This is a genomic window from Sphingopyxis sp. H073, assembly GCF_001468395.1.
Taxonomy (GTDB): Bacteria; Pseudomonadota; Alphaproteobacteria; order Sphingomonadales; family Sphingomonadaceae; genus Sphingopyxis.
Genome location: NZ_LNSG01000005.1, coordinates 206302 through 228172, shown reverse-complemented (window position 1 = coordinate 228172; position 21871 = coordinate 206302). Strand labels below are relative to the sequence as shown.

The window sequence follows — 21871 nt, the reverse complement described above, 5'->3', positions numbered from 1 at the left end:
GACTCATTTTCCTGACCCCTTGCCTGCCGGGCCCGAACGGGTAAGGACGTTCCGGTTTTATCGGGCAACCTTTCGCTGCCCCCCAGGGAGACCATCATGACGATCAAATTTGACGGACGTGTTGCCATTGTGACCGGCGCGGGCGGCGGGCTCGGCCGCGCCTATGCGCTCGAACTCGCGCGGCGCGGGGCGAAGGTGGTCGTCAACGACCTCGGCGGCGCGCGCGACGGCACCGGCCATTCGGATGCGGCGCTCGCCGTGGTCGAGGAAATCCGGGCGGCGGGCGGCACCGCGATGTCGAACGGCGGCAGCGTCACCGAATATGAGCAGATGGTCGAGATGGTGGCACGCGCGAAGGAAGAATGGGGCGGCGTCCACGTCCTCATCAACAACGCCGGCATCCTGCGCGACAAGAGCTTCGCGAAGATGGAGCCCGCCGACTTCGACCTCGTCGTCAAGGTCCACCTGCTCGGCAGCGCCAATGTCACCAAGGCCGCGTGGGACATCATGCGCGAGCAGGCCTATGGCCGCATCCTGATGACCGCCTCCTCGACCGGCCTCTACGGCAATTTCGGGCAGGCCAATTACGGCGCGGCGAAGCTGGGCCTTGCGGGGCTGACCAAGACGCTCCACCTCGAGGGCGCGAAGTACAACATCCGCTGCAACACGATCGCGCCGGTCGCGGGCACGCGCATGACCGAAGACATTTTCCCGCCCGAACTGTTCGAGAAGTTCACGCCCGAGAATGTCGTCCCGGCGGCGCTGTATCTGGTGAGCGAGGATGCCCCGACGAACATGATCGTCGGCGCGGGCGCGGGGGCGTTCCACGCCGCCTATGTCACCATGACCCCCGGCGTCGCGCTGCCCGAAGGCGAGCGGACGCCCGAGGGCGTCGCCGCGGCGTGGGAGAAGATCATCGACCGCAACGGCGAGATTGTCCCGCAATCGGGCGCCGAGCAGTCGATGGGCGTGATGCGCGCCTTGCAGGCGCTGGCCGGAGCCTGATAGCATCGCCCTCCACGGGGACGCCGGGGCGGCGTCCCCTGCAAAGGGGGACATTATGGCGGAGATGGGCCTTGCCGAGGGCATCGACCTGCTGGGACAGCGGGCGAAGCTGCTCAAGATATTGCTGATCGCGGGTTTCGTGACGATCGCGGCGGTCCTGATCGGTCAGGTCGCCGAGCTGCAGGGCCTGATTTCGCCCGAGGAAGGCGCCGAACCCGGCAGCGGTGCCGCGATCTATGCCGCTGTGGCGCTCGCCGACGGTCTGCTGACGATCGTCACCATCGTGTTTTTCTCGATGTGGATATACCGCGCCGCCGCGAACATCGTCGCCGCGGGAACGACCGGCTTCGACTATACGGCGGGCTGGGCGGTCGGCTGGTATTTCATCCCCTTCGCGAATCTCTACAAGCCCTTCGCCGCGATGCGGCAGATCTGGAACGCCAGCCACGGCGGCCAGGGCGACGAGCTCGACCAAGGCGAAGGGCTGCTCACGCTTTGGTGGACCACCTGGCTGATTTCGAACATCGCCTCGAACATCTCGTTCCGGCTGTCGATGAACCCGGATTCGGTCGAACAACTGACCTTGGGCCAGCAGATCGGCGCCTTCGCAGCGCTCGTCAGCCTCGCGCTTTACCCGGCGGCGTATCGGCTGGTCGACCGGATCACCGCGGCGCAGCGCGAGCGGCTCAGCGCATCGCATATCTTCAGCTGATTTATCGTATTGCATCAGTAACACAGGTGCGGTAGACTGCAAGCGGGGCAAGGGGATCGGTCTAAGAAGGACGACCCCGATGTATAGTGAAACCGACCTGCAAGCCGCGGTCGATGCAAAGGTACTGACGCCGGAGGCCGCCGCGGCTTTCCGGTCGCATATCGCATCGGTGCGCGCCGCCCCCGGAGCGGACGAGGAATCGTTCCGCCTGATCACCGGGTTCAACGATATCTTCGTCAGCATCGCCGCGGTGATCCTGCTCGTCGCGGTGGCGTGGATCGGCGAATCGATCCACCCGGCCCTCGCCGGCGCGTTCGTCGCGGGATCGGCGTGGTTCCTCGCCGAATATTTCACCCGCGTGCGCCGCATGGCGCTGCCCAGCATCGTCCTCGTCCTCGCCTTTTCGGCGGGCGTCTGCGCGACGATGATCGGCTTCCTCGTCAAGCATGGCGAGGATATTTTCGGCCGTGACCCCGGCGAAACGACGCTTGCCGTGGTGGCGGGCACGATCGCCGCGGTGACTGCGGCGGCGACCTGGTTCCACTGGAAGCGCTTCATGGTGCCGATCACCGTTGCGGCTGGCACCGCGGCGCTGGCCGCGACCGCGGTCGCCCTGGTGCTCGCGATCACCGGCGTCCCGAGCCCCGACGGTACGCTGCCGATGATCCTCGTGCTCATCGCCGGCATCGGCGTCTTCGCGCTCGCCATGTGGTGGGACAAGAGCGACCGGCTGCGCCAGACGCGCCGCAGCGACGTCGCCTTCTGGCTCCACCTGCTCGCCGCGCCGATGATGGTCCACCCGATCTTCCACCTGCTCGGCGTCACGCGGGGCGACGATATCGGCAGCGGCGCCGCGATCCTGGTGGTCGGTATCTATATCGCCTTCGGCCTGATCGCGCTCGCGATCGACCGCCGCGCGCTGCTCGTCTCGGCGCTCGCCTATGTGCTGTTCGCGATGACGCAGCTGTTCCGCACCTTCGGCGCGGTCGAGCTCAACGTCGCACTGACCGCGTTCGTGATCGGATCGGCGCTGCTGCTGCTCTCGGCTTTCTGGCAGAATGCGCGGGCGGCGGTCGTCGGGCTGCTTCCCGACCATCTGGCGAACCAGCTGCCCGCAACGATCCGCGCGATCAGCCCCCAACCAGCTTCATAAGCTTGCGTTCGACGGGGGCGAGCACGTTCGACAGCTCGTCCCCGCGCTTCAGGATCGCCCCGGCTTCGGAGACAAGGGCCCACATGCCCTGCCGGCTCCGCAAGGCGGGGCGTTTCTCTATCCGGTATTCGGGACGCTCGGCGGTGCGGCGAAAGGCCGAGAAGATTGCGACGTCGCGGTGGAAATCCATCGCATAGTCGCGCCAATGCCCCGCCGCGACCATCCGGCCATAGAGATCGAGAATGCGTAAAAGCTCGGTGCGCTCGAAGCCGGTCTGCTGCGGTGCCGCCCTGTTGTTACCGAACGGCAGGGGCGTGACAGTCCCCATCAGGCGCTTTTCCGGCTCCCCTTGCGCCGCGGCGCGTCGAGTTCGGCGGCGAGCGTATCGCGTTCCTCGAGCAGGGTCGCGAGCTGTTTTTGCATCTGCTCGAGCTGGCATTGCAGGATTTCGAGCTTTTGCGTCGCCGGATCGAAGGTTTCGCTGCACGGCGTTCCATAGGGCACGAACTCGCGCGCATATTCGGCTGCATCGACCAGGGTCGAGCGCGCCGGAATGCCGACCATCACCGCGCCTTCGGGCACATCCTTGGTAACGACGGCATTGGCGCCGACGCGCGCGCGCGGGTTGACGGTGATGGGGCCCAGCACCTGCGCACCCGAACCGACGATCACGTCATCGGCCAGGGTCGGGTGGCGCTTGCCGCCGATGCCGTTGGCGGGATCGGTGCCGCCGAGGGTCACGCCCTGATAGATCGACACATTGTCGCCGATCTCGGCGGTCTCGCCGATGACGACGCCGAAACCATGATCGATAAAAAGATGGCGGCCGATCTTCGCACCCGGGTGGATGTCGATACCCGTCATCCAGCGCGAGAAATGATTGACGAAACGCGCGAGGAAAAACAGGTCCGCCTCGAACAGCCAGTGCGCGACGCGGTGCATACCCACGGCGAGCAGCCCCGGATAAAGGAGGATTTCCCAGCGCGACCGCGGCGCCGGATCGCGCGCCTTGATCGAATCCAGATAGGCGATCAGCCCGTTGAACATCCCTATGTCCCCTGCGACCCTATTTCTGTACCGCGCAAGATAGATGTTCGGCAGCGGCTTTTCCAGTCCCGACCGCATTTATTCGGTCAGCGGCCGATCAGCCCGAGCCGCAACAGCAACAACCCTTCGCCTCGCCAGCGCCGTTCGCCGTCATGTCTGGCGATGGCGGCAGCCCAGCGGTCAAGCATCACCGAAGCACGGTTTCCGCCGAAGGATACGCGCGGCGGCGCGGGCCGGTTACGCGCGGCGGCAAACAAATCGCGGCCTTCCTGCTCGCCTTCCTGCAGCATCGCGCCCCAGACCAGGCCCCAGCGGGCGCCACCGCCGCCGCCCGACAGGGTGAACAGCGCGTCGCCGAATGCCGCCGCAGCATCGCGGCGCGCCGTCGCATCCTCGGCCAGCAGCATCGCCTCGGCGGCATCGACAAGCGTGTCGAGCCCCCCATGCCCCGCCCATGTCGTCTGAAGCTCGGCGAGCAGCGGCTCGCCCTTCGGCAGCGCCGCGGGATCTCTCGCGAGCATTGCCATCATGTCGCGCCACCAGGCGAGCTTGATCTGCCCGATCAGCGGCTCGCGCGCATCCTGCAGCAGCTTGGTCAGCCGTTCGGCAAGCGCCCACAGCCCAGCGATAGCAGGGCGCCGCTCGCGCGGCACCGCCACCATCACCCGCGGATCACGAATGTCCGGATAGGCTACCGCTTCCGGTGCGTCAGGCGCGATTGATGATCGCCTTCACGGCCGCGATGACGCGCGGGGTGTCGACCAGTGCCGCCTTTTCGAGATTGTGCGCATAGGGGAGCGGCACATCCTCGTTGCAGACGCGCACGACCGGCGCGTCGAGATCGTCGAAGCCCTGCTCCATCGCGACCATCGCGAGTTCGCTGGCGATCGAGCAGACCGGCCAGCCTTCCTCGACGACGACGAGGCGGTTGGTCTTTTTGAGGCTTTCGAGCACCGTCGCGGTGTCGAGCGGACGCAGCGTGCGCAAGTCGATGACCTCGGCCTCGATCCCCTCGCCCGCGAGCGCGTCGGCGGCTTCGAGCGCCAATCCGACGCCGATCGAATAGCTGACGATCGTCACGTCGCGACCCTCGCGCATGATGCGCGCCTTGCCGATCGGCAGGACATAGTCGGCGACGTCTGGCACCTCGAAGCTGCGGCCGTAGAGCAGCTCGTTCTCGAGGAAGACGACGGGATCCTCGCTGCGGATCGCGGCCTTGAGCAGTCCCTTCGCATCGGCGGCGTCGTAAGGCGAGATCACGATCAGGCCGGGGACGCTCGCGTACCAGGGCGCATAATTCTGGCTGTGCTGCGCGGCGACGCGGCTGGCCGCGCCGTTGGGACCACGGAACACGATCGGACAGCGCATCTGGCCGCCCGACATATAGTTGGTCTTCGCCGCCGAGTTGATGATGTGGTCGATCGCCTGCATCGCGAAGTTGAAGGTCATGAACTCGATGATCGGCTTCAAACCGCCCATCGCGGCGCCCGAACCAAGCCCCGCGAAGCCATATTCGGTGATCGGCGTGTCGATGACGCGGCGTGCGCCGAATTCGTCGAGCAGCCCCTGCGTCACCTTGTACGCGCCCTGATATTCGGCGACTTCCTCGCCCATCACGAAGATGCGGTCGTCGGCGCGCATCTCCTCGGCCATCGCATCGCGCAGCGCCTCGCGGACGGTGAGCTTGACCATCGCGGTGCCCGCTGGGACCGACGGATCGGCCGCGCGGGCGACCGGCGCCGGTGCGGCGGGTGCCGGCGCGGCGGCCGACGCCGGGGCCGGTGCCGGTGCAGGCGTTTCGACAGGCGCCGGGGCAGCAACGGGCGCAGGTGCCGGAGCGGCAGCCTCTTCGACCTCGCCGGCGATCGTCGCGATCACGGTGCCGACCTTCACATTGTCGGTGCCCTCGGGGACCAGGATCGACGCGATCGTGCCTTCGTCGATGGCTTCATATTCCATCGTCGCCTTGTCGGTCTCGATCTCGGCGAGGATGTCGCCCGACTTGACCGTATCGCCTTCCTTGACGAGCCACTTGGCGAGCGTGCCCTCTTCCATCGTCGGCGACAGTGCCGGCATCTTCAGTTCGATGGCCATCTCAATATTGCTCCACCAGCACGTCGGTATAAAGTTCATGCAGTTCGGGTTCGGGCGCGCTTTCGGCGAAGTCGGCCGCGTCGCTGACGATCTGGCGGATTTCCTTATCGATCGCCTTGAACTTGTCCTCGCCGATTCCGGCCTCTTCCATCAGCTTCTTGAGATGTTCGATTGCGTCGCTCTTGTCGCGCACCGCCTGCACTTCCTCGCGGCTGCGATATTTCGCGGGGTCGGACATCGAGTGGCCGCGATAGCGATAGGTCTTGAGCTCCATCAGCACGGGGCCCTTGCCCGCGCGGACCCATTCGATCGCCGCCTCGGCCGCACCGCGCACCGCGAGCACGTCCATGCCGTCGACCTGCATACCGGGAATGCGGAAGCTTTCGCCGCGGCGATAAAGCTGGTCTTCGGCCGACGAGCGGTTGACCGACGTACCCATGGCGTACTGGTTGTTCTCGATCACGAAGATGATCGGCAGCTTCCACAGCTCGGCCATGTTGAAGCTTTCGTACACCTGGCCCTGGTTCGCGGCGCCGTCGCCGAAATAGGCCATCGCGATGCCGCCGTCGCCGCGGTACTTGTGCGCGAAGGCGAGGCCGGTGCCGAGCGACACCTGCGCGCCGACGATGCCGTGGCCGCCGTAGAATTTATGCTCGACGCTGAACATGTGCATCGAACCGCCCTTGCCGCGCGAAATGCCGGCGGCGCGGCCCGTCAGTTCGGCCATGATGACCTTTGGGTCGATGCCGTAAGCGAGCATATGGCCATGGTCGCGGTAGCCGGTGATGACGCTGTCCTTGTCGCCGTCGAGCGCCGACTGCAGGCCGACCGCAACGGCTTCCTGCCCGATGTACAGGTGACAGAAGCCGCCGATCAGGCCGAGGCCGTAGAGCTGGCCCGCCTTTTCCTCGAAGCGGCGGATCAGCAGCATCTCGCGATAGAATTTCTCGAGCTCCGCGGGCGTCGCGTCATAGGGAGCGGGATCGCGCGGGGACTCGCGATTGGTCGCGGGAGCCGGGGTGGAGGCGGTGTTTTTCGGCGCAGCAGTTTTGCGCGCTGGGGCTTTGGCCAAGGCGGGTTTCCTTTACGGTTAGCCGTTACGGCAGGGCTCCCCTATAGGAGCGCGAAGCCCTGTTTGGCAACGCCCGCTTGGGTATAGCAATGTTGCTGTTTTCGTATGCAGCGAAGGCAGCGATGCCGCTCAGGGCTTCGCGCCGGGCTCCAGCGGAATCGCGATCTCGTCGGGGTGCATTACGCCCAGTTTCTCGCGCACATATTCGTCGGCAAGGTCGGGATCGACGCGGCGCCGGTCGAGCAGGTTGACGCGGTTCTGCAGCTCGGTCTGCTTCTTCGTCAGTTCGCTCAGGATGACGCGCTTCTTCTCGACCGACTGGCTGTAATCGCCCCAGGCATAGAGCCCGGTCGGGCCGAAGATGATATAGCCGATCATCGCCAGCACCGCGATCAGCGCCACCGCAGGGCCAACCGCCCGATTCATCGATTTCCGGAATTTGTGCCGCTGGGTCATTTCAGCCCTTGAATCAGAGTTGATTCGCGGCGTCAAGGCATCAGACAACACTTATCCGTCAGGATGGCCTTATCCGAAGATCGACGCGCCCGGATAGCGCGCCATGTCGCCCAGTTCCTCCTCGATACGGATCAGCTGGTTGTATTTCGCGAGCCGGTCCGAGCGCGCGAGGCTGCCGGTCTTGATCTGGCCGCAGTTGGTCGCGACCGCGAGGTCGGCGATGGTCGAATCCTCGGTTTCGCCCGAGCGGTGCGACATGACGGCGGTGTAACGTGCGCGGTGCGCCATATCGACCGCGTCGAGCGTTTCGGACAGGGTGCCGATCTGGTTGACCTTGACGAGCAGCGAATTGGCGAGGCCGGTCTTGATGCCGTCCTCCAGCCGCGCCGGATTGGTGACGAACAGATCGTCGCCGACGAGCTGGCACTTGTCGCCGATGAGGTCGGTCAGCGCCTTCCAGCCGGTGAAATCATCCTCGCTCATCCCGTCCTCGATCGACTTGATCGGGTAATCCTTGACGAGCGCAGCGAGATAGTCGGCCATCTGTTCGGGGCTCAGCGACAGGCCCTCGCCGCTGATCTCGTACTTGCCGTTCTTGAAGAATTCGGTGGCGGCGCAGTCGAGCGCGAGCACGACGTCGGTGCCGAGCTTGAAGCCCGCCTGGTCGATCGAGGCGGCGATGAAGTCGAGCGCGTCGCGCGTCGAGGCGAGGTTCGGGGCGAAGCCGCCCTCATCACCCACGGCGGTCGCAAGGCCCTTCGCCGACAGCCCCTTCTTCAGCGTGTGGAAAATCTCGCTGCCCCAGCGCACGGCTTCGGCGATGCTGCCGGCGCCGACGGGCATGATCATGAATTCCTGCACGTCGATCGGATTGTCGGCATGTTCGCCGCCGTTGATGATGTTCATCATCGGCACCGGAAGCGTGCGCGCCGAGACCCCGCCGACATAGCGATAGAGCGGCAGGCCGCGCGCATCGGCCGCGGCCTTGGCGGCGGCGAGGCTGACGCCGAGGATCGCGTTGGCGCCGAGGCGGCCCTTGTTCGGGGTGCCGTCGAGGTCGATCATCGCCATGTCGATCTCGCGCTGGTCCTCGGCATCGAGGCCGATCAGCGCGTCGGCGATTTCGGTGTTCACCGCATCGACCGCCTTGGTCACGCCCTTGCCGAGATAGCGCGCCTTGTCGCCGTCGCGCAGTTCGACCGCTTCATGCGCGCCGGTCGATGCGCCCGAGGGCACCGCGGCGCGGCCGAAGCTGCCGTCCTCCAGCAGCACATCGACTTCGACCGTGGGATTGCCGCGGCTGTCGAGGATTTCGCGGCCGTGGATGTCGATGATGGCGGTCATGGAGGATCGTCCTGCTGAACGGCCCGCGACGGGCCGGGTGGGAAAGGCGCCCGCCTGTTATCGGCGCCTTGCCGCCAGTGCAACCGTCCGCACGGGAATTTCGGCGGATTTTTCTGCGGGGATGGAACCATTCATCGCGTGTTGCTATATTAAAGCAGACAGAGGAAAAACCGCCGCGCTTATGCGACGCCCGGCATAAGAAGAAGAGGACGACCGATGGCCAAAGCCACTACTCCTGCCACCAAGAAACCCGCCCCCAAGGCGCCTGCCAAGCCCGCCGCAACCAAGGCTGCGCCCGCGCGCAAGCCCGCGGCGAAGAAGGTCGCCGCCAAGGATCATCCGATCCGCGATCAGCTCGCCGCGACGCGCGACACCATCAAGTCCGAAGCCTCGAAAAAGGCGGCTTCGCTGAAGGACGAAGCGACCACGCTCGCCAACCAGGCCTCGGCCAAGGCGCGCGATGCGGCGACCAAGGGCAAGGACAAGGCGGCCGAAGCGGTCGGCAACCTCGCGAAGCTGCTCGAGGACGGCGCCGGCACCGTCGACAGCAAGTTCGGCAAGCAGTACGGCGACTACGCCCGCTCGGCCGCCGCGACCGTCGCCGGCCTCGCCTCGAGCCTCGACAAGAAGGATCTCGACGAACTCGCGGCTTCGACCCGCGACCTGGTCAAGAAGAACCCGGCGATCGCGGTCGGCGCGGCGACGGTGGTCGGCTTCGTGCTCGCCCGCCTGCTCAAGGGTGGTTCGAGCAGCGACTGACCGCTACAGTCGCCCGGCGATGCCTCCACCCGATTCCGATACGCCGCTGCAGGGCGATGCGCGTGGCTATGACCGCGTGAGCCACGGCTATGCGCCGGACGGGCGGCCGCTCGCGACGCCGCCCGTTCCGCTCAAGGACATTGTCGACGAGGTCGTGGACAATCTCTCGGCGACGGCGAAGGCCGAGATCGCGCTGCTCGAGGCGCGGAGCGAGCTGGCGCTGCATGGCGTCAGCTGGACCGCTGGCTGGGGTGCGGTCGCCGCGTCGGCGGCAGGAATTGCAATGCTGGCGCTGGCCTTTGGCGCGATCCTGGTGCTGCTGCCGCACGTCGGGCCGCTGCTCGCCACCCTGATCGTCGTCGGCGTGCTGCTGGCGATCGCGGCCTTTGCCGGATGGCGGGCGCAGGTCGCTTATGGCGACATCCGCACCGCGCTACGCCGCGACCTGACGAACGAGGAGCCCGACGACTGATGCCGCGCACGCGCAACCGCCTGATCAACGCCGCACGGCGCTCGATGCTCCAGCGCGCCGAGCTGCACCGCCGGCTCGACGTCGCGAAAGCTGCGTTCAAGCCAACCGCGCTCTATGCGCGCGGGAAATATAATGTCGACGTGAAGGTCGACGAAGCCGCACAGACCGTCCGGCAGCAGTTTCGCAACAACCGCCTGCCGATCGCGATCGCCGCTGTGGCCGGGCTCGCCTGGATTTTTCGCGAGCCGATCAGGGAAAATGCGCCCAAGCTGGCGCAGAAGGTGCAGGAGCTGGCCGACGCGGCGATGGCGAAATTTCAGCCCGTCGGAGATGAAGAGCCGACGGACGACGAAGATTTGACGGAGGACCAAGATGAAGCCCCTGAGTGAAACCGCCAACGAAGCTCGCGCAAAAGCGAGCGAGCTTGCAGAGAAAACCGCAGAAAATGCTCGCGCGACGGCCGAGGCGGCGAAGGCGCGCATCCAGGACGGCTATGGCCGCGCCCGCGCCGTGACGAGCGATCTCGCCGACCGCACGCGCACCGCGACTGGCGAACTCGCCGCGAAAGGTCGCGAACAGGCCGAGGCTGCGCGCGAAGTCGCAGGCGAGTTCTATGAGAAGGGCAAGGTCCAGGCCAAGCGCGCGAACAGCAAGCTGAAGGACGTCGCCGAAAAGCAGCCGCTGGCGCTGGTCGCGGGCGCGGTCGCGATCGGGGCGCTGCTCGGCTCGCTGCTGCCGAAAGGCGGCACGAAGGACGATTGAGCCGGGCTTCGACGGACAGGTTGCGGACAGCTAGCTTGCCTATTGGCTCGTTCGGGAATAGGGGGCTGCGCTTCCCCTCCCCAGTCTCTTTACGCTTAGGAATCCCGAGATGAGCAAGCTCCACCTGGTTTTCGGCGGACGCGTCAGCGACCCCCAAGGCCTCGACTTCGTCGACCTTCACAACCTCGATATTGTCGGCCTCTATCCCGACTACAAGTCCGCCGAAAAGGCCTGGCGCAGCGCCGCGCAGCGCACCGTCGACGACGCCGAGATGAAATATGTCGTCGTCCACCTGCACAAGCTGCTGCAGCCCGAGGCGGAATGATCCGTCGCCCCCGCGAAGGCGGGGGCCGCTAGCAAGCTCCGCGCCGCTTCTCCAACGGCCCCCGCCTTCGCGGGGGCGACGCTTATTTGATCAACGGAAATTGTCGGCGTAGGCCTGAATCTTGAGCGTGCGCACCGGCGTCGCAGTGATCTCGACCTCGATGCCGTTCTTCGCCGCATAGGCGATCGCTTCTTCCTGCGTCGCGAAGCCAAGGCGAAGCTGGCGCTGCGTGTCGCCGCTGCCGGCCCAGCCCATCAGCGGATCGGCCTTGCGTGCTTCGGCGGGCGCGAATTCCAGGAACCAGCGCTGCGTGCCCGCACGGCCCGACTGCATTGCATTCTTGGGCTTCTGGAAGATACGCGCTTTCATGGGTGGTCGTCCTGACTGGGATGCTTCTGCCGTCGCCTTAGCGTCAAGCATTTCAGACGAAAAGAGGGAAAGCCGTGCGCTCCCTCTTCGTCATCCCGGACTTGATCCGGGATCCATCTATCCAACATCGCGCCGGTGGACCCCGGATCAAGTCCGGGGTGACGAATGATGGCGAGGCCTATTGCGTATCACGGCGCGCCTGCGCCGCCTTGGTGAGCAAGGTCGCCCGCGCGTTCGCCGGATCGTCGGGCCAGCTATGCTTGGGATAGCGGCCTCGCATCTCTTTCGCGACCTCGGACCAGCTGCCGCTCCAGAAGCTGACGATGTCGCGGCTCGTCTGGATCGGGCGATGCGCGGGCGAGGTCAGCGCGAGAACGAGCGGGATCGGCGGGTCGCCGATCACCGGATGGCGCGCGAGGCCGAACATTTCCTGCACGCGCACGCTGACCGTCGGGCCGCCGTCGGCGCCATAATCGATCGCATGGCGGCTGCCCGCGGGAGTGATGAAATCGGCGGGCGCGAGCTTTTCGAGCAACTGCCGCGCGGGCCAGTCGAGCAGGCCCGAGAGCGCATCCGCGAGCCGTTGGTCGCCGATGTCGCGCAGGCCGCGCGATTTTCCGAGCAGCGGCGCGAGCCAGATATCGAGGCTGTCGGAAAGCGCGGGCGCCGACAGCGCATCGAGCCCCGCGAAGGACGCGCGCTGACGCAATGCCTGCGACACCGGCCCCCACCCGATCAGGCCGAGGCCCTTTTCGCGCACCGCGGCGATGCGCACCGCGACATCATCCTCGGCGCCCCCGCTTCGCGCCGTCTGCCCGCTCGACAGCGCGATCGCGCCGAGGCGGCGTTCGCGGCGATGGTCGACGCGGTCGGCCTCGGCATCGTAGCGGCTCGCCGACCGGCTTTCGATCTGATCGGCAAAGATCGTTTCGACCTCGGCCAAGCCGATCGGCGCCGCGCCCAGAATGCGCACCCCGGCGGCGTGGCCCTGCGCGTCGGCGATGGCCAGCCATTCGCTGTTCGCCAGCGGATCAAGCGGGTCGAGCTTGTAGGCGCGGCCGCCCGCGCTCAGATAGTCGCCGCGCTGGCCGGCGCGCCGGCGCGCGACACGGTCGGGCCAGGCGGTCGCGATCCAGCCACCCACCGACCGTTCGCCGAGTTTGCTCTCGCCCGATGCGCGTTTCTTGCCAAGCTCGGCGAGGCGCCGCGCCAGCCGCCACGCGCCTTCGGAGCGGTCGCCGCGCATGGCCTGCCAGCGCCCGAGCCGCGCCTCGACATCGACGCCGCGCCCGCCGAGCCCCGGTTCGGTGAGCAGCACCGCCAGCTTCGCGGCGAGGTCGGCCTCGCCTGCCCGCGCCGCATCGAGCAGCATGTGCGCGAGCGGTACCGGCAACGGGATCGAAGCAAGCGCCTTGCCGTGCGCCGTGATTCGCCCGTCGTCGCCGAGCGCGCCGATCGCCCGCAGGCGCATTTTCGCCTCGGCGATCGCGGCGGGTGACGGCGGATCGAGCCAGCCGAGCTGGCGCGGATCGATGATGCCCCAGCTCGCGCAGTCGAGCACCACGGGCATCAGGTCATTCTCGTGAATTTCGGGCGGGTCGAACGGCGGCATCCCCGCGGTCGCCGCGGCTTCCCACAGGCGATAGGCCACGCCCGGCCCCTGCCGCGCCGCGCGTCCCGCGCGCTGCGTCGCCGACGCCTGGCTGGCGCGTTCGGTCACGAGCCTTGCGATCCCCGCCGCCTTGTCGAAGCGCGGGCGCCGCGACAGGCCGGCGTCGATCACGATGCGCACGCCCTCGATCGTCAGGCTGGTTTCGGCAATGCTCGTCGCGAGGATGAGCTTGCGGCCGCCGTCGGGATCGCGGACGAGCGCTTTTCGCTGCTGCGCCGGGTCGATCTGGCCGTGCAGGCGGTGGACGACGAGCGGCAGCCCCGCCGCCTCGACCGCCGCCGCGGCGCGCTCGATGTCGGCGGCGCCGGGCAGGAAGGCGAGCATGTCACCGTCCGCCTCGTCGGCCATCGCGTGCCGCACCGCCGCCAACACCGACGCCTCGAGCCGATCCTCGGCGCGGCGGCCGATATGGCGCAAGTCGAGCGGCCAGCTCTTCCCTTCGCTCTTCACCACCGGCGCACCGCCGAGCAGTGCGCCGAAGCGCGCGCCGTCGAGCGTCGCCGACATCGCGACGAGGCGCAGGTCGTCGCGGAGCCCCTGTTGCGCGTCGATCGCGAGCGCGAGCGCGAAATCGCCGTCGAGGCTGCGTTCGTGGACCTCGTCGAAAAGCACCGCCGAGACGCCGTGAAGCTCGGGATCGGCAAGGATGCGGTTGCGGAACAGGCCCGGCGTCATCACCAGCAGCCGCGTCGCCGCCGACTGCTTGCTGTCGAGGCGCGTCGCATAACCCACCTTGCCACCGACCGCCTCGCCCATTTCCTCGGCGATCCGCTCCGCCGCGGCGCGCGCGGCGAGCCGGCGCGGCGAGAGCAGCCACACCGTCCCCTTGCACCACGGCTGGTCGAGCATCGCCGGCGCGACGCGCGTCGTCTTGCCCGCACCCGGCGGCGCGACGACCACCACATTGGGTTTGAGCACGAGCGCCGCCATGATGTCGGGCAGCACGGCATCGATCGGAAGCGGCTGCGTCATGTGCGTGCTGCGGGATTGCCCAGCTCGGCGTTGAGGCGGAAGGCTTCGGCGGCGAGGCGCGCGACCTGTTCGGCCGTCACCTCGGTCGTCTCGGTCATCACCAGGTTGCCGAGTTCATATTTGCCGCTCGCCTTGATCCGTGGATCAAGCGCGCGCAGCCGCTTGCCGCGCCAGAAACCGAGCAGCACGCGATGCTGTTCGGCGCGGATCAGGATGCACGGACCGTTCGCCATGAAGACGAGGTTGGTCCATTTGATCGTTTCCTCGAAGGGCGCGGCGCCCATGATCGCGGCGCGCATACTGGCGCATCGTTCGCGCTGCCAGCCGGACAGGGCGGCGATATAGGCGTCGGGCGTTTCGGCGGCTGGACCCATCATCGGCATTTGTCGTCCCCGAAGCATTTCCATCCCGTGCCCCCTGCGAAGGCAGGGATCCATCCCCGGGTAGGTCAAGATAGCACCGGCAGGTGATGGGCCCCTGCCTTCGCAGGGGCACAGAAACATAACGTTACCCGAGACCGCGCTAATAGGCGCGCGCGACCGCGAAGGCGACCGCTTCGGTCAGCGCCGATTTTGCCTGGCTCGCGCGGAAGCCGCCGATCGCGTCGACCGCGCGCTGACCATAGTGGCGCGCGCGTGCGAGCGTGTCGGCGATCGTCTCATGCTTCAGCAGCAGCGACTTGGCGTAGGCGAGATCCTCGTCGGACGTCTTGTGCCCGACGATCGCCTGCTTCCAGAATTCGCGCTCCTCGGCGCTACCCCGCGCATAGGCGAGGATGACGGGCAAGGTGACCTTGCCGTCGCGGAAATCGTCGCCGACGCCCTTCCCCATCGTCTCCGCGTCGGAGACATAGTCGATCGCATCGTCGACGAGCTGGAACGCGATACCGAGATTGCGTCCATAGGTGTCGAGCGCCGCTTCGGTCGCGTCGTCGCGTTCGGCTACGACCGCGGCGATCTTGCACGCGGCGGCGAACAATTCCGCGGTCTTGGCGTTGATGATCGCGAGATACTGGTCCTCGCTCGTCTCGATCCGGCGCTGCGCCGAGAGCTGGTTGACTTCGCCCTCCGCGATCACCGCCGAGGCGCGGCTGAGGATCTTCAGCACCTTCAGTGACCCGTCCTCGACCATCACCTCGAACGCGCGGCTGAACAGGAAGTCGCCGACCAGCACCGAGGCGCTGTTGCCCCAGATGGTGTTCGCGGTCTTGCGGCCGCGGCGGAGGTCCGATTTGTCGACGACATCGTCGTGGAGCAAGGTCGCGGTGTGGATGAATTCGACCGCGGCGGCGAGCTTGCAGTGGCGGCGGCCCGGATAGTCAAGCAGCTTGCCGCACGCGAGCGTCAGCATCGGGCGCATCCGCTTGCCGCCGCCCGCGATCAGGTGGCCCGCAAGCTCGGGAATCAAGGGCACTTCGGACTGCATCCGGTCGAGAATGACCGAATTTACCTCGTTCATATCGGCAGCGACGAGCGCCATCATCGGGTCGAGCGAGGGCGGCCGGTCGCCGTGAAGGAGGTGGATTTCCGCGGTCATGACAAGCGTCGCATTGGCCGCGCCCCCGCAAATTTGCAACGACTTTCGGCTTGCCACTAGCCCCCCGCCGGTGCCAAGCGTGCCGGGCACAAGAGGAGCCGCGCATGGTCGACCAACTCAGCCGTTACCGCCAGAGCATCGACAATATCGACGCGGCGCTCGTCTATATGCTCGCCGAACGGTTCAAGGTAACGAAGGCGGTCGGCGAGCTGAAGGCGCGCGAGGGCCTGCCGCCCGCCGACCCCGGCCGCGAGGAGCGCCAGATCGGCCGGCTGCGCGAGCTGGCACGCGATGCCGATCTCGATCCCGATTTCACCGAGAAGTTTTTGCGCTTCATCATCGACGAGGTGATCCGCCACCATCAGCAGGCGAAGCGGGAGACCGAGGCGTGACGCATCCGATTTTCGCCAAATGGCCCGCGCAGCATCCCGACCGGCTGCAACTGTTCGGTGCGCCGACCCCGAACGGGGTCAAGGTCAGCATCATGCTGGAAGAGACCGGCCTGCCCTATGAAGCGCACCGCGTCGACATCATGGCGAACGAAAGCCACGACCCGGCGTTTGTTGCCCTCAACCCGAACGGCAAGATTCCGGCGATCTACGACCCCGACGGGCCGGGCGGGACACCGCTGGCGCTGTTCGAATCGGGGGCGATCCTCATCTATCTCGCCGACAAGACCGGCCAGTTCCTGCCCGCCGCTCCGGGCCGGCGTTATGAGGCCATCCAGTGGCTGATGTGGCAGATGGGCGGCGCCGGACCGATCTTCGGCCAGCTCGGCTTCTTCCACAAATTCGCCGGGCGCGAATATGAGGATAAACGTCCGCGTGACCGCTACGCGGCCGAATCGGCGCGGTTGCTGGGCGTTCTCGACGGGCGGCTCGACGGGCGCACGTGGATCATGGACGACGATTACAGCATCGCCGACATCGCGCTGCTCGGCTGGGTGCGCAATTTGATCGGTTTCTATGACGCCGCCGAGATCGTCGGCTTCGAGCGGTTCGGGCATGTGCAGGCGTGGCTGGAGCGCGGGCTGGCGCGCCCGGCCGTGCAGCGCGGGCTGGCGGTCTGCGCCGCCTAGAGGCGCTCCATCCGCAACCAGCGGACGTCGCCGAGCCAGGCTTTCGACAGCGCGCGATCCGCCGCTGCGGCTTCGAGCCTGTGTCCCTGCGCCGCCTCGCTGCGCCCGAGCCCGTATAGCGCCCAGCCGTTGTTCGGCGTTTGCACGAGCGCGCCGCGAAACGCCTCGCTGGCTTCGCCATAGCGGCCGGCCTGGTACAGCGCCGCGCCCAGCGACTGGCGGACCGGATAATACCAGTAGGCGGGTTCCTGATAGGGGATGCTCCCCTCGATCTCGATCGCCTGCCTGTAAAAGCCGATCGCCTCGTCGTAGCGCTTCTGCGCGGCGGCGAAGCGCCCGCGCGCGACGAACTCGGCAAGCTTGACCAGATTGTCCGCCGGCACGCCCTGATCGATCATCGTTTTGAGCGCAGGCGATTCGCGGAGCTGCGCCATCGCCGCCAGTTCACGATCGAAGCCCTTGCGGTCGCCAAGGCGCGCGTAGGCGATCGCGCGCGCATAATGGCGCATCGCGGCCGGATAGGCGAGCCGCGCATCGGGCGGCGCCATCGCCAATATCGCCTTCGGTTCGGCGACTTGCGCCATGGCGAGATAGGGCGCCGCGTCGATCGACTGGATCCACGCGATACTCTCGGACGTTGCGGGGTCGAGCACCTTGCCGAGGCGCTGCGCCTCGCGGATCGCCGTGGGCACATCGCCAGCCATCTGCGCCGAGGTCACGATGAAATGGATATTGTGCGGATAATAGCCGTAGCGAACGAGGCCGTGGTCGCCGGCATCGCGGATGTATGCCTCGTCGGCGCGGGCGGCCGCGATATTCGCAGCGATGGAATCGGCGTGGCGGCCGCGTAGTTGGTAGATATGCCCGGGCATGTGGACCAGATGCGCGGCACTCGGCGCGAGCGGGTTGGCGAGCCGGTCGGCGGCGGCCTCGGCGCGTTGCGGGTCGCTGGCTTCCATCAGGTGGATGTAGAGATGGTTCGCCTGCACATGCGCGGGATTGCGCGCGAGCACGGTTTCGATCAGGCGCACCGCTTCGCCGCTCCGGCCCACGGGCGTCTTCTTGTCCGCCTCCCAATAATTCCACGGACTGGTGTCCATCGCAGCCTCGGCCGCCAGCACAGCGACATCGTCGTCATGGGGAAAACGACGCGCGACATCGAGCATCGCGTCGGCATAAGCGGCATCGAGCGCCACGCGATCGGCGGCGGGATCGCGCGAATAGCGTCGCGCGACCGCTTCGATCAGCGCGCGCTCCAGCGGCGAAGCATCGCCGCGCAGCGCCATCGCCCGGTCCATCGCATCGAGCGCCGCGTCATGGTCGCGATCGTCCATCGGCGCGTTGATGTTCGGGCCAAGCGCGACCGCCTCGCCCCACCAGCACATCGCGCATTTCGGATCGAGGCGTTGCGCCTCGCGGAACGAACGCACCGCGCCGGCATGGTTGAAGCCGTAGGTCAGGAGCAGGCCTTGGCTGAAATATTGCCGCGCCTGCGCATCGCGCGTCGAGACCGGGAACGGCGATGTCGTGAGATCGGCGAAGAGGGGTATGCGCCTGCCCTCGCTGGCCGGTGCAGCAAAGGCCGATGCGATCAGAAGTTCGCGTGCCAGCGCCGAACCCCCGCGCGTTGCTCCGCAAAAGAAGGTCGCGACACGCGAAGGGTTCAACGCGTCGAGCGCAGCGGCCGAAAAGCCCGGCAGCGACGTGAAGCTGGATAGCGAAAGGCCGATCCCGGCGATCGAGGCGATTTTGACGGACCGATGCATCACAATTCCCCTTCCCCGGGGTGAACCAGAAACAACGTCGCTACCGTATCACGAAAGCCGGAATATCCCTAAAGTCCTGACTCCGGTCTAGGATCGCCGGCCGCTCCCCTACCCCGCCGGCAACCTCAGCCGCACAAGCAACCCGCCCAGATCCTCGCTCTCTTCGAGCGCGATACTGCCGCCGTAGATTTCGGCGACGTCGCGGACGATCGCGAGGCCGAGCCCTGTCCCGGGCTTGCCGCTGTCGAGCCGGACGCCCCGGTCGATGACGCGCTGGCGATCGGCGGGCGAGATACCCGCCCCATCGTCCTCGACAAGGATTTCGACCATCGAGCCGGCGCGCTGGATGGTGACGAACACGCTGCCGCCGCCATATTTGGCGGCATTTTCGAGGAGATTGCCGATCAGCTCGTCGAGATCCTGCCGCTCGACGCGCACGACCAGCGTCTTGTCGCCCTCGGCATCGAGCCGGACGTTGGGGTAAAGCAGCCCCACCGCGCGCGATACGCTGTCGACGCTGTCGCGAACATTTGCGCGTGCCTGCGCAGCGCCGCGGCGCCCGACGGCACGCGCGCGGGCAAGATGATGGTCGACCTGCCGCTGCATCGTCGCCGCCTCGCGCCGCACCGTTTGCGCAAGCTCGCTGTCCGACCCGGTCGCGCTGTTGACGAGCACGGTCAGCGGCGTCTTGAGCGCGTGCGCGAGATTACCGGCGTGGAGCCGCGCCTCCTCCGCCTGCTTCTCGTTGTGCGCAAGCAGCGCGTTCAATTCGTCGACCATCGGCTGCACCTCGAGCGGCAGCGGCGCGACGATCCGGCGGTTCTCGCCCCCGCGCATCGCCGCGATCGCGCGGCGGATCTGGCGCAGCGGCAGCAAGCCGTAAAAGGTCTGGAGTGCCGCAAGCACGATCAGCCCGAGCCCGAGCAGACCGAGGCTGGGGATCAGCGTCGCGCGCACCGCGCGGATCTGCAGGTCGAGCGCGTCGCGCGACTGGGCGATCTGGAACCGCCAGCTCACCTTGCTGCCCGGCAGGATGACATTGCGTTCGAGGACGCGGAGTTGTTCGTCGGGAAACTGGTTGCTGTTATACGTGTGGAGCGCATTGTCGATATGCGGCTGCGGCGGCTTCAGGGTGCGTTCCCACAGCGAGCGCGAACGATAGGGTTCCTGCCCGCCGCCGCTGATCTGCCAGTAAAGGCCGCTATAGGGTTCGAGGAATCGCTGGTCGCCGAGCGGTTCGATCAGCCGCACCTCGCCATCGGGCCCGATCTCCGACGAACGGATCATCGCGATCAGCACATATTCGAGGCTGGAGTCGAAGTTGCGCGTGATCGCGCCGGTCAGCACACGGTCGAGCGCGAAGCCGCCGCCGATCAGGAGCACCGAGATCCAGATCGTCGCGATCGCGATCATGCGCCGCGCGAGCGAGCCGGTGATACGGCGCGTCAGCGCGGCGGGCTTTGCGGCTTCGGTCGCTATCGCAGGGGCGGCATCGGCCTCCGCCATGCCTTACTGCGGATCGTCGAGCTGGTAGCCGAGACCGCGGATGGTGGTGATGATATCGGCGCCCAGCTTCTTGCGGATGCGCGTCACAAACACCTCGATCGTGTTCGAATCGCGGTCGAAATCCTGATCGTAGATATGCTCGATCAGCTCGGTGCGCGACACGACCTTGCCCTTGTGATGGAGCAGGTACGACAGGAGCTTATATTCCTGCGCGGTGAGCTTCACCGGCGCGCCGTCGAGCGTCACGCGGCCCGAGCGCGTGTCGAGGCGAACATTGCCCGCAATCAGCTCGCTCGATGCATTGCCCGCGGCGCGGCGGATCAACGCGCGCAGGCGGGCGATCAATTCCTCGGTCTGGAAGGGCTTGGCGAGATAATCGTCGGCGCCCGCGTCGAGCCCCGCAACCTTGTCCGACCAGCTGTCGCGCGCGGTCAGGACGAGCACGGGGAAGTTGCGCTTTTCCTTGCGCCAGCGGTCGAGCACCGTCAGCCCGTCGACTTCGGGCAGCCCAAGGTCGAGGATCGCGGCGTCGTAATTTTCGGTCGAACCCAGGAAATGGCCATCCTCGCCGTCGGTGGCGAGGTCAACGGCATAGCCGGCCCCTTCGAGCGTCGCTTTGAGCTGCGGACCCAGCGTGGGTTCGTCCTCGACAATCAAAATCCGCATTCAGGCGCCTTTCCTTTGCGCGGCCGGTGCGTCCCGCGCCGCGATGGTGCAACTCTGTACCAAGTCCCAACGATCATCGCAAAATGTCGTTGCGCTCGAAAAATGTCAGGGTTTGCGGCCGACGATCCGGCCGGTCCGCGCATCGACATAGACGACGACGACCTGCGCGCCGTCCATGAATTTCAACGCATAGAGCATCCGGCCGGCATCGAACTGCGGCCCGCCGAGATAGGTCATGCCGCTGTAGGGCGGGCGCGATTTGACGTCGGCGATCAGCCGGTTGAGCGGGATCACCTGCCCCTGCGCCGCGGCTTCGCGCAGATTGTCCTGGTCACGATCGCCGCGGGCGAACGCGGGCGTGCCCGCGGCGAGCAGCGAAGCGGATGCAAGGGTTATGGTCAGAATGCGGAACATGCCCATGGTCCTAGTGCGAATGCATTGAATAGGCGATGAATGGGGCCGACAGGCGATATTCGGCCTTTGCCGCCTCGCATCGATGCGCTTCGGGGAATGGTGGGCGCGACAGGGATTGAACCTGTGACCCCACCCGTGTGAAGGGTGTGCTCTACCGCTGAGCTACGCGCCCATTCCGAGGCCGGCCGATTGTCCGGCGCGTCCGAAAGCCGGACGGCCATAGCCGCTCGCGCCGGTAATGCAATGTCCATTTGCCGAAAATTCACCCGCCGATGCAAATCGGGCCGCAGCTTGCGCCACGGCCCGAGATGTTTTCACCAAAAGGGTCCGACCAACTTAGTTGACGGCGTCCTTGAGGGCCTTGCCGGCCTTGAACTTCGGCTGGTTCGACGCCGCGATGGTCATCGTTTCGCCGGTGCGCGGGTTGCGACCGGTCGAGGCCTTGCGCTTGCTGACCGCGAACGTGCCAAAGCCGACGAGACGAACTTCGCCGCCCTTCTTGAGCGCGCCGGTGATCGAATCGAACACGGCTTCGACAGCCTTGCTCGCGTCGCCCTTGGTCAGGCCGCTCGAGTCAGCGACGGCGGCGATCAGGTCTTGTTTGTTCATGCCTAAGGAACCCCTGCATTATGGTTGGATAATCGATTCATGGCCCGAAGCCATGGCGCGCCACTAACGATGTTTCCCCCCG

Annotated in this window: 26 protein-coding genes and 1 tRNA gene; 10 read left to right on the top strand and 17 right to left on the bottom strand. The window is 66.7% G+C overall.

What is annotated here, in order from left to right; genetic code table 11:
• The first annotated feature begins 96 nt into the window (after positions 1 to 96).
• From ATE64_RS11640 to ATE64_RS11630, 3 genes are all read left to right on the top strand, one after another.
• A complete protein-coding gene (locus ATE64_RS11640; RefSeq protein ID WP_058456097.1) occupies positions 97 to 1005 on the top strand; it encodes an SDR family oxidoreductase in 909 nt (302 codons plus the stop codon).
• Positions 1006 to 1060: 55 nt separating this feature from the next.
• Complete coding sequence (locus ATE64_RS11635) at positions 1061 to 1717, top strand: DUF4328 domain-containing protein (protein ID WP_058800169.1); 657 nt, start codon at positions 1061 to 1063, stop codon at positions 1715 to 1717.
• 79 nt (positions 1718 to 1796) lie between these two features.
• Positions 1797 to 2870, top strand: coding sequence for a hypothetical protein (locus ATE64_RS11630; RefSeq protein WP_058456095.1), 1074 nt, complete (start codon positions 1797 to 1799; stop codon positions 2868 to 2870).
• Here the strand turns inward: ATE64_RS11630 and ATE64_RS11625 are convergent.
• From ATE64_RS11625 to eno, 7 genes are all read right to left on the bottom strand, one after another.
• Positions 2848 to 3198 carry a DUF2794 domain-containing protein gene (locus tag ATE64_RS11625; protein WP_058456094.1) on the bottom strand — a complete coding sequence of 117 codons (351 nt, stop codon included), beginning with the start codon at positions 3196 to 3198 and terminating at the stop codon, positions 2848 to 2850. The two genes, ATE64_RS11630 and ATE64_RS11625, sit on opposite strands and share 23 nt — an antisense overlap.
• Positions 3198 to 3917, bottom strand: a complete 720-nt coding sequence (cysE, locus tag ATE64_RS11620; protein WP_058456093.1) for a serine O-acetyltransferase — start codon at positions 3915 to 3917, stop codon at positions 3198 to 3200. Before cysE ends, ATE64_RS11625 begins: the two co-directional genes overlap by 1 nt.
• Positions 3918 to 4003: 86 nt before the next feature.
• Positions 4004 to 4579 carry a hypothetical protein gene (locus ATE64_RS11615; protein ID WP_231729136.1) on the bottom strand — a complete coding sequence of 192 codons (576 nt, stop codon included), beginning with the start codon at positions 4577 to 4579 and terminating at the stop codon, positions 4004 to 4006.
• Positions 4580 to 4625: 46 nt separating this feature from the next.
• Positions 4626 to 6011 (bottom strand): pyruvate dehydrogenase complex E1 component subunit beta, encoded by a 1386-nt coding sequence (locus tag ATE64_RS11610; RefSeq protein WP_058456091.1) that lies wholly within the window; start codon positions 6009 to 6011, stop codon positions 4626 to 4628.
• A gap of 1 nt (position 6012) precedes the next feature.
• Positions 6013 to 7083 carry a pyruvate dehydrogenase (acetyl-transferring) E1 component subunit alpha gene (pdhA, locus tag ATE64_RS11605; RefSeq protein WP_058456090.1) on the bottom strand — a complete coding sequence of 357 codons (1071 nt, stop codon included), beginning with the start codon at positions 7081 to 7083 and terminating at the stop codon, positions 6013 to 6015.
• A 129-nt stretch (positions 7084 to 7212) separates the two neighbouring features.
• Positions 7213 to 7509: a septum formation initiator family protein gene (locus ATE64_RS11600; RefSeq protein ID WP_167541763.1), complete on the bottom strand. Its 297-nt coding sequence runs from the start codon at positions 7507 to 7509 to the stop codon at positions 7213 to 7215.
• Positions 7510 to 7608: 99 nt separating this feature from the next.
• A complete protein-coding gene (eno, locus tag ATE64_RS11595; protein ID WP_058456088.1) occupies positions 7609 to 8883 on the bottom strand; it encodes a phosphopyruvate hydratase in 1275 nt (424 codons plus the stop codon).
• A gap of 216 nt (positions 8884 to 9099) precedes the next feature.
• Here eno and ATE64_RS11590 point away from each other — a divergent pair, with 216 nt between their 5' ends.
• The 5 genes from ATE64_RS11590 to ATE64_RS11570 all read left to right on the top strand — a co-directional run bounded on the left by ATE64_RS11590 (position 9100) and on the right by ATE64_RS11570 (position 11201).
• Entirely contained in the window at positions 9100 to 9642 is a 543-nt protein-coding gene (locus ATE64_RS11590) for a hypothetical protein (RefSeq protein ID WP_058456087.1), read from the top strand.
• A 19-nt stretch (positions 9643 to 9661) separates the two neighbouring features.
• Positions 9662 to 10114 (top strand): hypothetical protein, encoded by a 453-nt coding sequence (locus ATE64_RS11585; protein WP_058456086.1) that lies wholly within the window; start codon positions 9662 to 9664, stop codon positions 10112 to 10114.
• The gene (locus ATE64_RS11580; protein ID WP_197410138.1) at positions 10114 to 10503 is read left to right on the top strand and encodes a hypothetical protein; all 390 of its coding nucleotides are present in this window, start codon (positions 10114 to 10116) and stop codon (positions 10501 to 10503) included. Before ATE64_RS11585 ends, ATE64_RS11580 begins: the two co-directional genes overlap by 1 nt.
• Positions 10487 to 10876 carry a hypothetical protein gene (locus ATE64_RS11575; protein WP_058456085.1) on the top strand — a complete coding sequence of 130 codons (390 nt, stop codon included), beginning with the start codon at positions 10487 to 10489 and terminating at the stop codon, positions 10874 to 10876. Before ATE64_RS11580 ends, ATE64_RS11575 begins: the two co-directional genes overlap by 17 nt.
• A 109-nt stretch (positions 10877 to 10985) precedes the next feature.
• Positions 10986 to 11201: a DUF4170 domain-containing protein gene (locus ATE64_RS11570; protein WP_058456084.1), complete on the top strand. Its 216-nt coding sequence runs from the start codon at positions 10986 to 10988 to the stop codon at positions 11199 to 11201.
• Between the two features lie 90 nt (positions 11202 to 11291).
• On the opposite strand, the gene ATE64_RS11565 is transcribed toward ATE64_RS11570, so the two are convergent.
• The 4 genes from ATE64_RS11565 to ATE64_RS11550 all read right to left on the bottom strand — a co-directional run bounded on the left by ATE64_RS11565 (position 11292) and on the right by ATE64_RS11550 (position 15750).
• Positions 11292 to 11570, bottom strand: a complete 279-nt coding sequence (locus ATE64_RS11565) for an ETC complex I subunit (protein ID WP_058456083.1) — start codon at positions 11568 to 11570, stop codon at positions 11292 to 11294.
• A gap of 178 nt (positions 11571 to 11748) precedes the next feature.
• A complete protein-coding gene (gene hrpB / locus ATE64_RS11560; protein WP_058456082.1) occupies positions 11749 to 14214 on the bottom strand; it encodes an ATP-dependent helicase HrpB in 2466 nt (821 codons plus the stop codon).
• Positions 14211 to 14597 (bottom strand): DUF1801 domain-containing protein, encoded by a 387-nt coding sequence (locus ATE64_RS11555; protein WP_058456081.1) that lies wholly within the window; start codon positions 14595 to 14597, stop codon positions 14211 to 14213. Before ATE64_RS11555 ends, hrpB begins: the two co-directional genes overlap by 4 nt.
• Before the next feature lie 139 nt (positions 14598 to 14736).
• The gene (locus tag ATE64_RS11550; protein WP_058456203.1) at positions 14737 to 15750 is read right to left on the bottom strand and encodes a polyprenyl synthetase family protein; all 1014 of its coding nucleotides are present in this window, start codon (positions 15748 to 15750) and stop codon (positions 14737 to 14739) included.
• 50 nt (positions 15751 to 15800) lie between these two features.
• On the opposite strand from ATE64_RS11550, the gene ATE64_RS11545 reads away from it, so the two are divergent.
• Positions 15801 to 16142: a chorismate mutase gene (locus ATE64_RS11545; protein ID WP_269433220.1), complete on the top strand. Its 342-nt coding sequence runs from the start codon at positions 15801 to 15803 to the stop codon at positions 16140 to 16142.
• Positions 16139 to 16828, top strand: coding sequence for a glutathione S-transferase N-terminal domain-containing protein (locus ATE64_RS11540; protein ID WP_058456079.1), 690 nt, complete (start codon positions 16139 to 16141; stop codon positions 16826 to 16828). Before ATE64_RS11545 ends, ATE64_RS11540 begins: the two co-directional genes overlap by 4 nt.
• On the opposite strand, the gene ATE64_RS11535 is transcribed toward ATE64_RS11540, so the two are convergent.
• The 6 genes from ATE64_RS11535 to ATE64_RS11510 all read right to left on the bottom strand — a co-directional run bounded on the left by ATE64_RS11535 (position 16825) and on the right by ATE64_RS11510 (position 21789).
• Positions 16825 to 18594: a tetratricopeptide repeat protein gene (locus tag ATE64_RS11535; protein WP_058456078.1), complete on the bottom strand. Its 1770-nt coding sequence runs from the start codon at positions 18592 to 18594 to the stop codon at positions 16825 to 16827. The genes ATE64_RS11540 and ATE64_RS11535 overlap by 4 nt on opposite strands.
• Positions 18595 to 18702: 108 nt before the next feature.
• The gene (locus ATE64_RS11530) at positions 18703 to 20007 is read right to left on the bottom strand and encodes a HAMP domain-containing sensor histidine kinase (protein ID WP_058456202.1); all 1305 of its coding nucleotides are present in this window, start codon (positions 20005 to 20007) and stop codon (positions 18703 to 18705) included.
• 96 nt (positions 20008 to 20103) lie between these two features.
• Positions 20104 to 20766: a response regulator transcription factor gene (locus ATE64_RS11525; protein WP_058456077.1), complete on the bottom strand. Its 663-nt coding sequence runs from the start codon at positions 20764 to 20766 to the stop codon at positions 20104 to 20106.
• A 105-nt stretch (positions 20767 to 20871) separates the two neighbouring features.
• Positions 20872 to 21180: a hypothetical protein gene (locus ATE64_RS11520; RefSeq protein ID WP_058456201.1), complete on the bottom strand. Its 309-nt coding sequence runs from the start codon at positions 21178 to 21180 to the stop codon at positions 20872 to 20874.
• 97 nt (positions 21181 to 21277) lie between these two features.
• Positions 21278 to 21352, bottom strand: a tRNA-Val gene (locus ATE64_RS11515).
• Positions 21353 to 21516: 164 nt separating this feature from the next.
• Positions 21517 to 21789, bottom strand: coding sequence for an HU family DNA-binding protein (locus ATE64_RS11510; protein ID WP_003044445.1), 273 nt, complete (start codon positions 21787 to 21789; stop codon positions 21517 to 21519).
• Positions 21790 to 21871 lie beyond the last annotated feature (82 nt).

Excerpts from the sequence above, each read along its gene's own strand:
- ATE64_RS11640 (WP_058456097.1), top strand. The coding sequence starts at position 97 with ATGACGATCAAATTTGACGGACGTGTTGCCATTGTGACCGGCGCGGGC.
- ATE64_RS11635 (WP_058800169.1), top strand. The coding sequence starts at position 1,061 with ATGGCGGAGATGGGCCTTGCCGAGGGCATCGACCTGCTGGGACAGCGG.
- ATE64_RS11630 (WP_058456095.1), top strand. The coding sequence starts at position 1,797 with ATGTATAGTGAAACCGACCTGCAAGCCGCGGTCGATGCAAAGGTACTG.
- ATE64_RS11625 (WP_058456094.1), bottom strand. The coding sequence starts at position 3,198 with ATGGGGACTGTCACGCCCCTGCCGTTCGGTAACAACAGGGCGGCACCG.
- cysE (WP_058456093.1), bottom strand. The coding sequence starts at position 3,917 with ATGTTCAACGGGCTGATCGCCTATCTGGATTCGATCAAGGCGCGCGAT.
- ATE64_RS11615 (WP_231729136.1), bottom strand. The coding sequence starts at position 4,579 with ATGGTGGCGGTGCCGCGCGAGCGGCGCCCTGCTATCGCTGGGCTGTGG.
- ATE64_RS11610 (WP_058456091.1), bottom strand. The coding sequence starts at position 6,011 with ATGGCCATCGAACTGAAGATGCCGGCACTGTCGCCGACGATGGAAGAG.
- ATE64_RS11600 (WP_167541763.1), bottom strand. The coding sequence starts at position 7,509 with ATGAATCGGGCGGTTGGCCCTGCGGTGGCGCTGATCGCGGTGCTGGCG.
- eno (WP_058456088.1), bottom strand. The coding sequence starts at position 8,883 with ATGACCGCCATCATCGACATCCACGGCCGCGAAATCCTCGACAGCCGC.
- ATE64_RS11590 (WP_058456087.1), top strand. The coding sequence starts at position 9,100 with ATGGCCAAAGCCACTACTCCTGCCACCAAGAAACCCGCCCCCAAGGCG.
- ATE64_RS11585 (WP_058456086.1), top strand. The coding sequence starts at position 9,662 with ATGCCTCCACCCGATTCCGATACGCCGCTGCAGGGCGATGCGCGTGGC.
- ATE64_RS11580 (WP_197410138.1), top strand. The coding sequence starts at position 10,114 with ATGCCGCGCACGCGCAACCGCCTGATCAACGCCGCACGGCGCTCGATG.
- ATE64_RS11575 (WP_058456085.1), top strand. The coding sequence starts at position 10,487 with ATGAAGCCCCTGAGTGAAACCGCCAACGAAGCTCGCGCAAAAGCGAGC.
- ATE64_RS11570 (WP_058456084.1), top strand. The coding sequence starts at position 10,986 with ATGAGCAAGCTCCACCTGGTTTTCGGCGGACGCGTCAGCGACCCCCAA.
- ATE64_RS11565 (WP_058456083.1), bottom strand. The coding sequence starts at position 11,570 with ATGAAAGCGCGTATCTTCCAGAAGCCCAAGAATGCAATGCAGTCGGGC.
- hrpB (WP_058456082.1), bottom strand. The coding sequence starts at position 14,214 with ATGACGCAGCCGCTTCCGATCGATGCCGTGCTGCCCGACATCATGGCG.
- ATE64_RS11555 (WP_058456081.1), bottom strand. The coding sequence starts at position 14,597 with ATGCCGATGATGGGTCCAGCCGCCGAAACGCCCGACGCCTATATCGCC.
- ATE64_RS11550 (WP_058456203.1), bottom strand. The coding sequence starts at position 15,750 with ATGACCGCGGAAATCCACCTCCTTCACGGCGACCGGCCGCCCTCGCTC.
- ATE64_RS11535 (WP_058456078.1), bottom strand. The coding sequence starts at position 18,594 with ATGCATCGGTCCGTCAAAATCGCCTCGATCGCCGGGATCGGCCTTTCG.
- ATE64_RS11530 (WP_058456202.1), bottom strand. The coding sequence starts at position 20,007 with ATGATCGCGATCGCGACGATCTGGATCTCGGTGCTCCTGATCGGCGGC.
- ATE64_RS11525 (WP_058456077.1), bottom strand. The coding sequence starts at position 20,766 with ATGCGGATTTTGATTGTCGAGGACGAACCCACGCTGGGTCCGCAGCTC.
- ATE64_RS11520 (WP_058456201.1), bottom strand. The coding sequence starts at position 21,180 with ATGTTCCGCATTCTGACCATAACCCTTGCATCCGCTTCGCTGCTCGCC.
- ATE64_RS11510 (WP_003044445.1), bottom strand. The coding sequence starts at position 21,789 with ATGAACAAACAAGACCTGATCGCCGCCGTCGCTGACTCGAGCGGCCTG.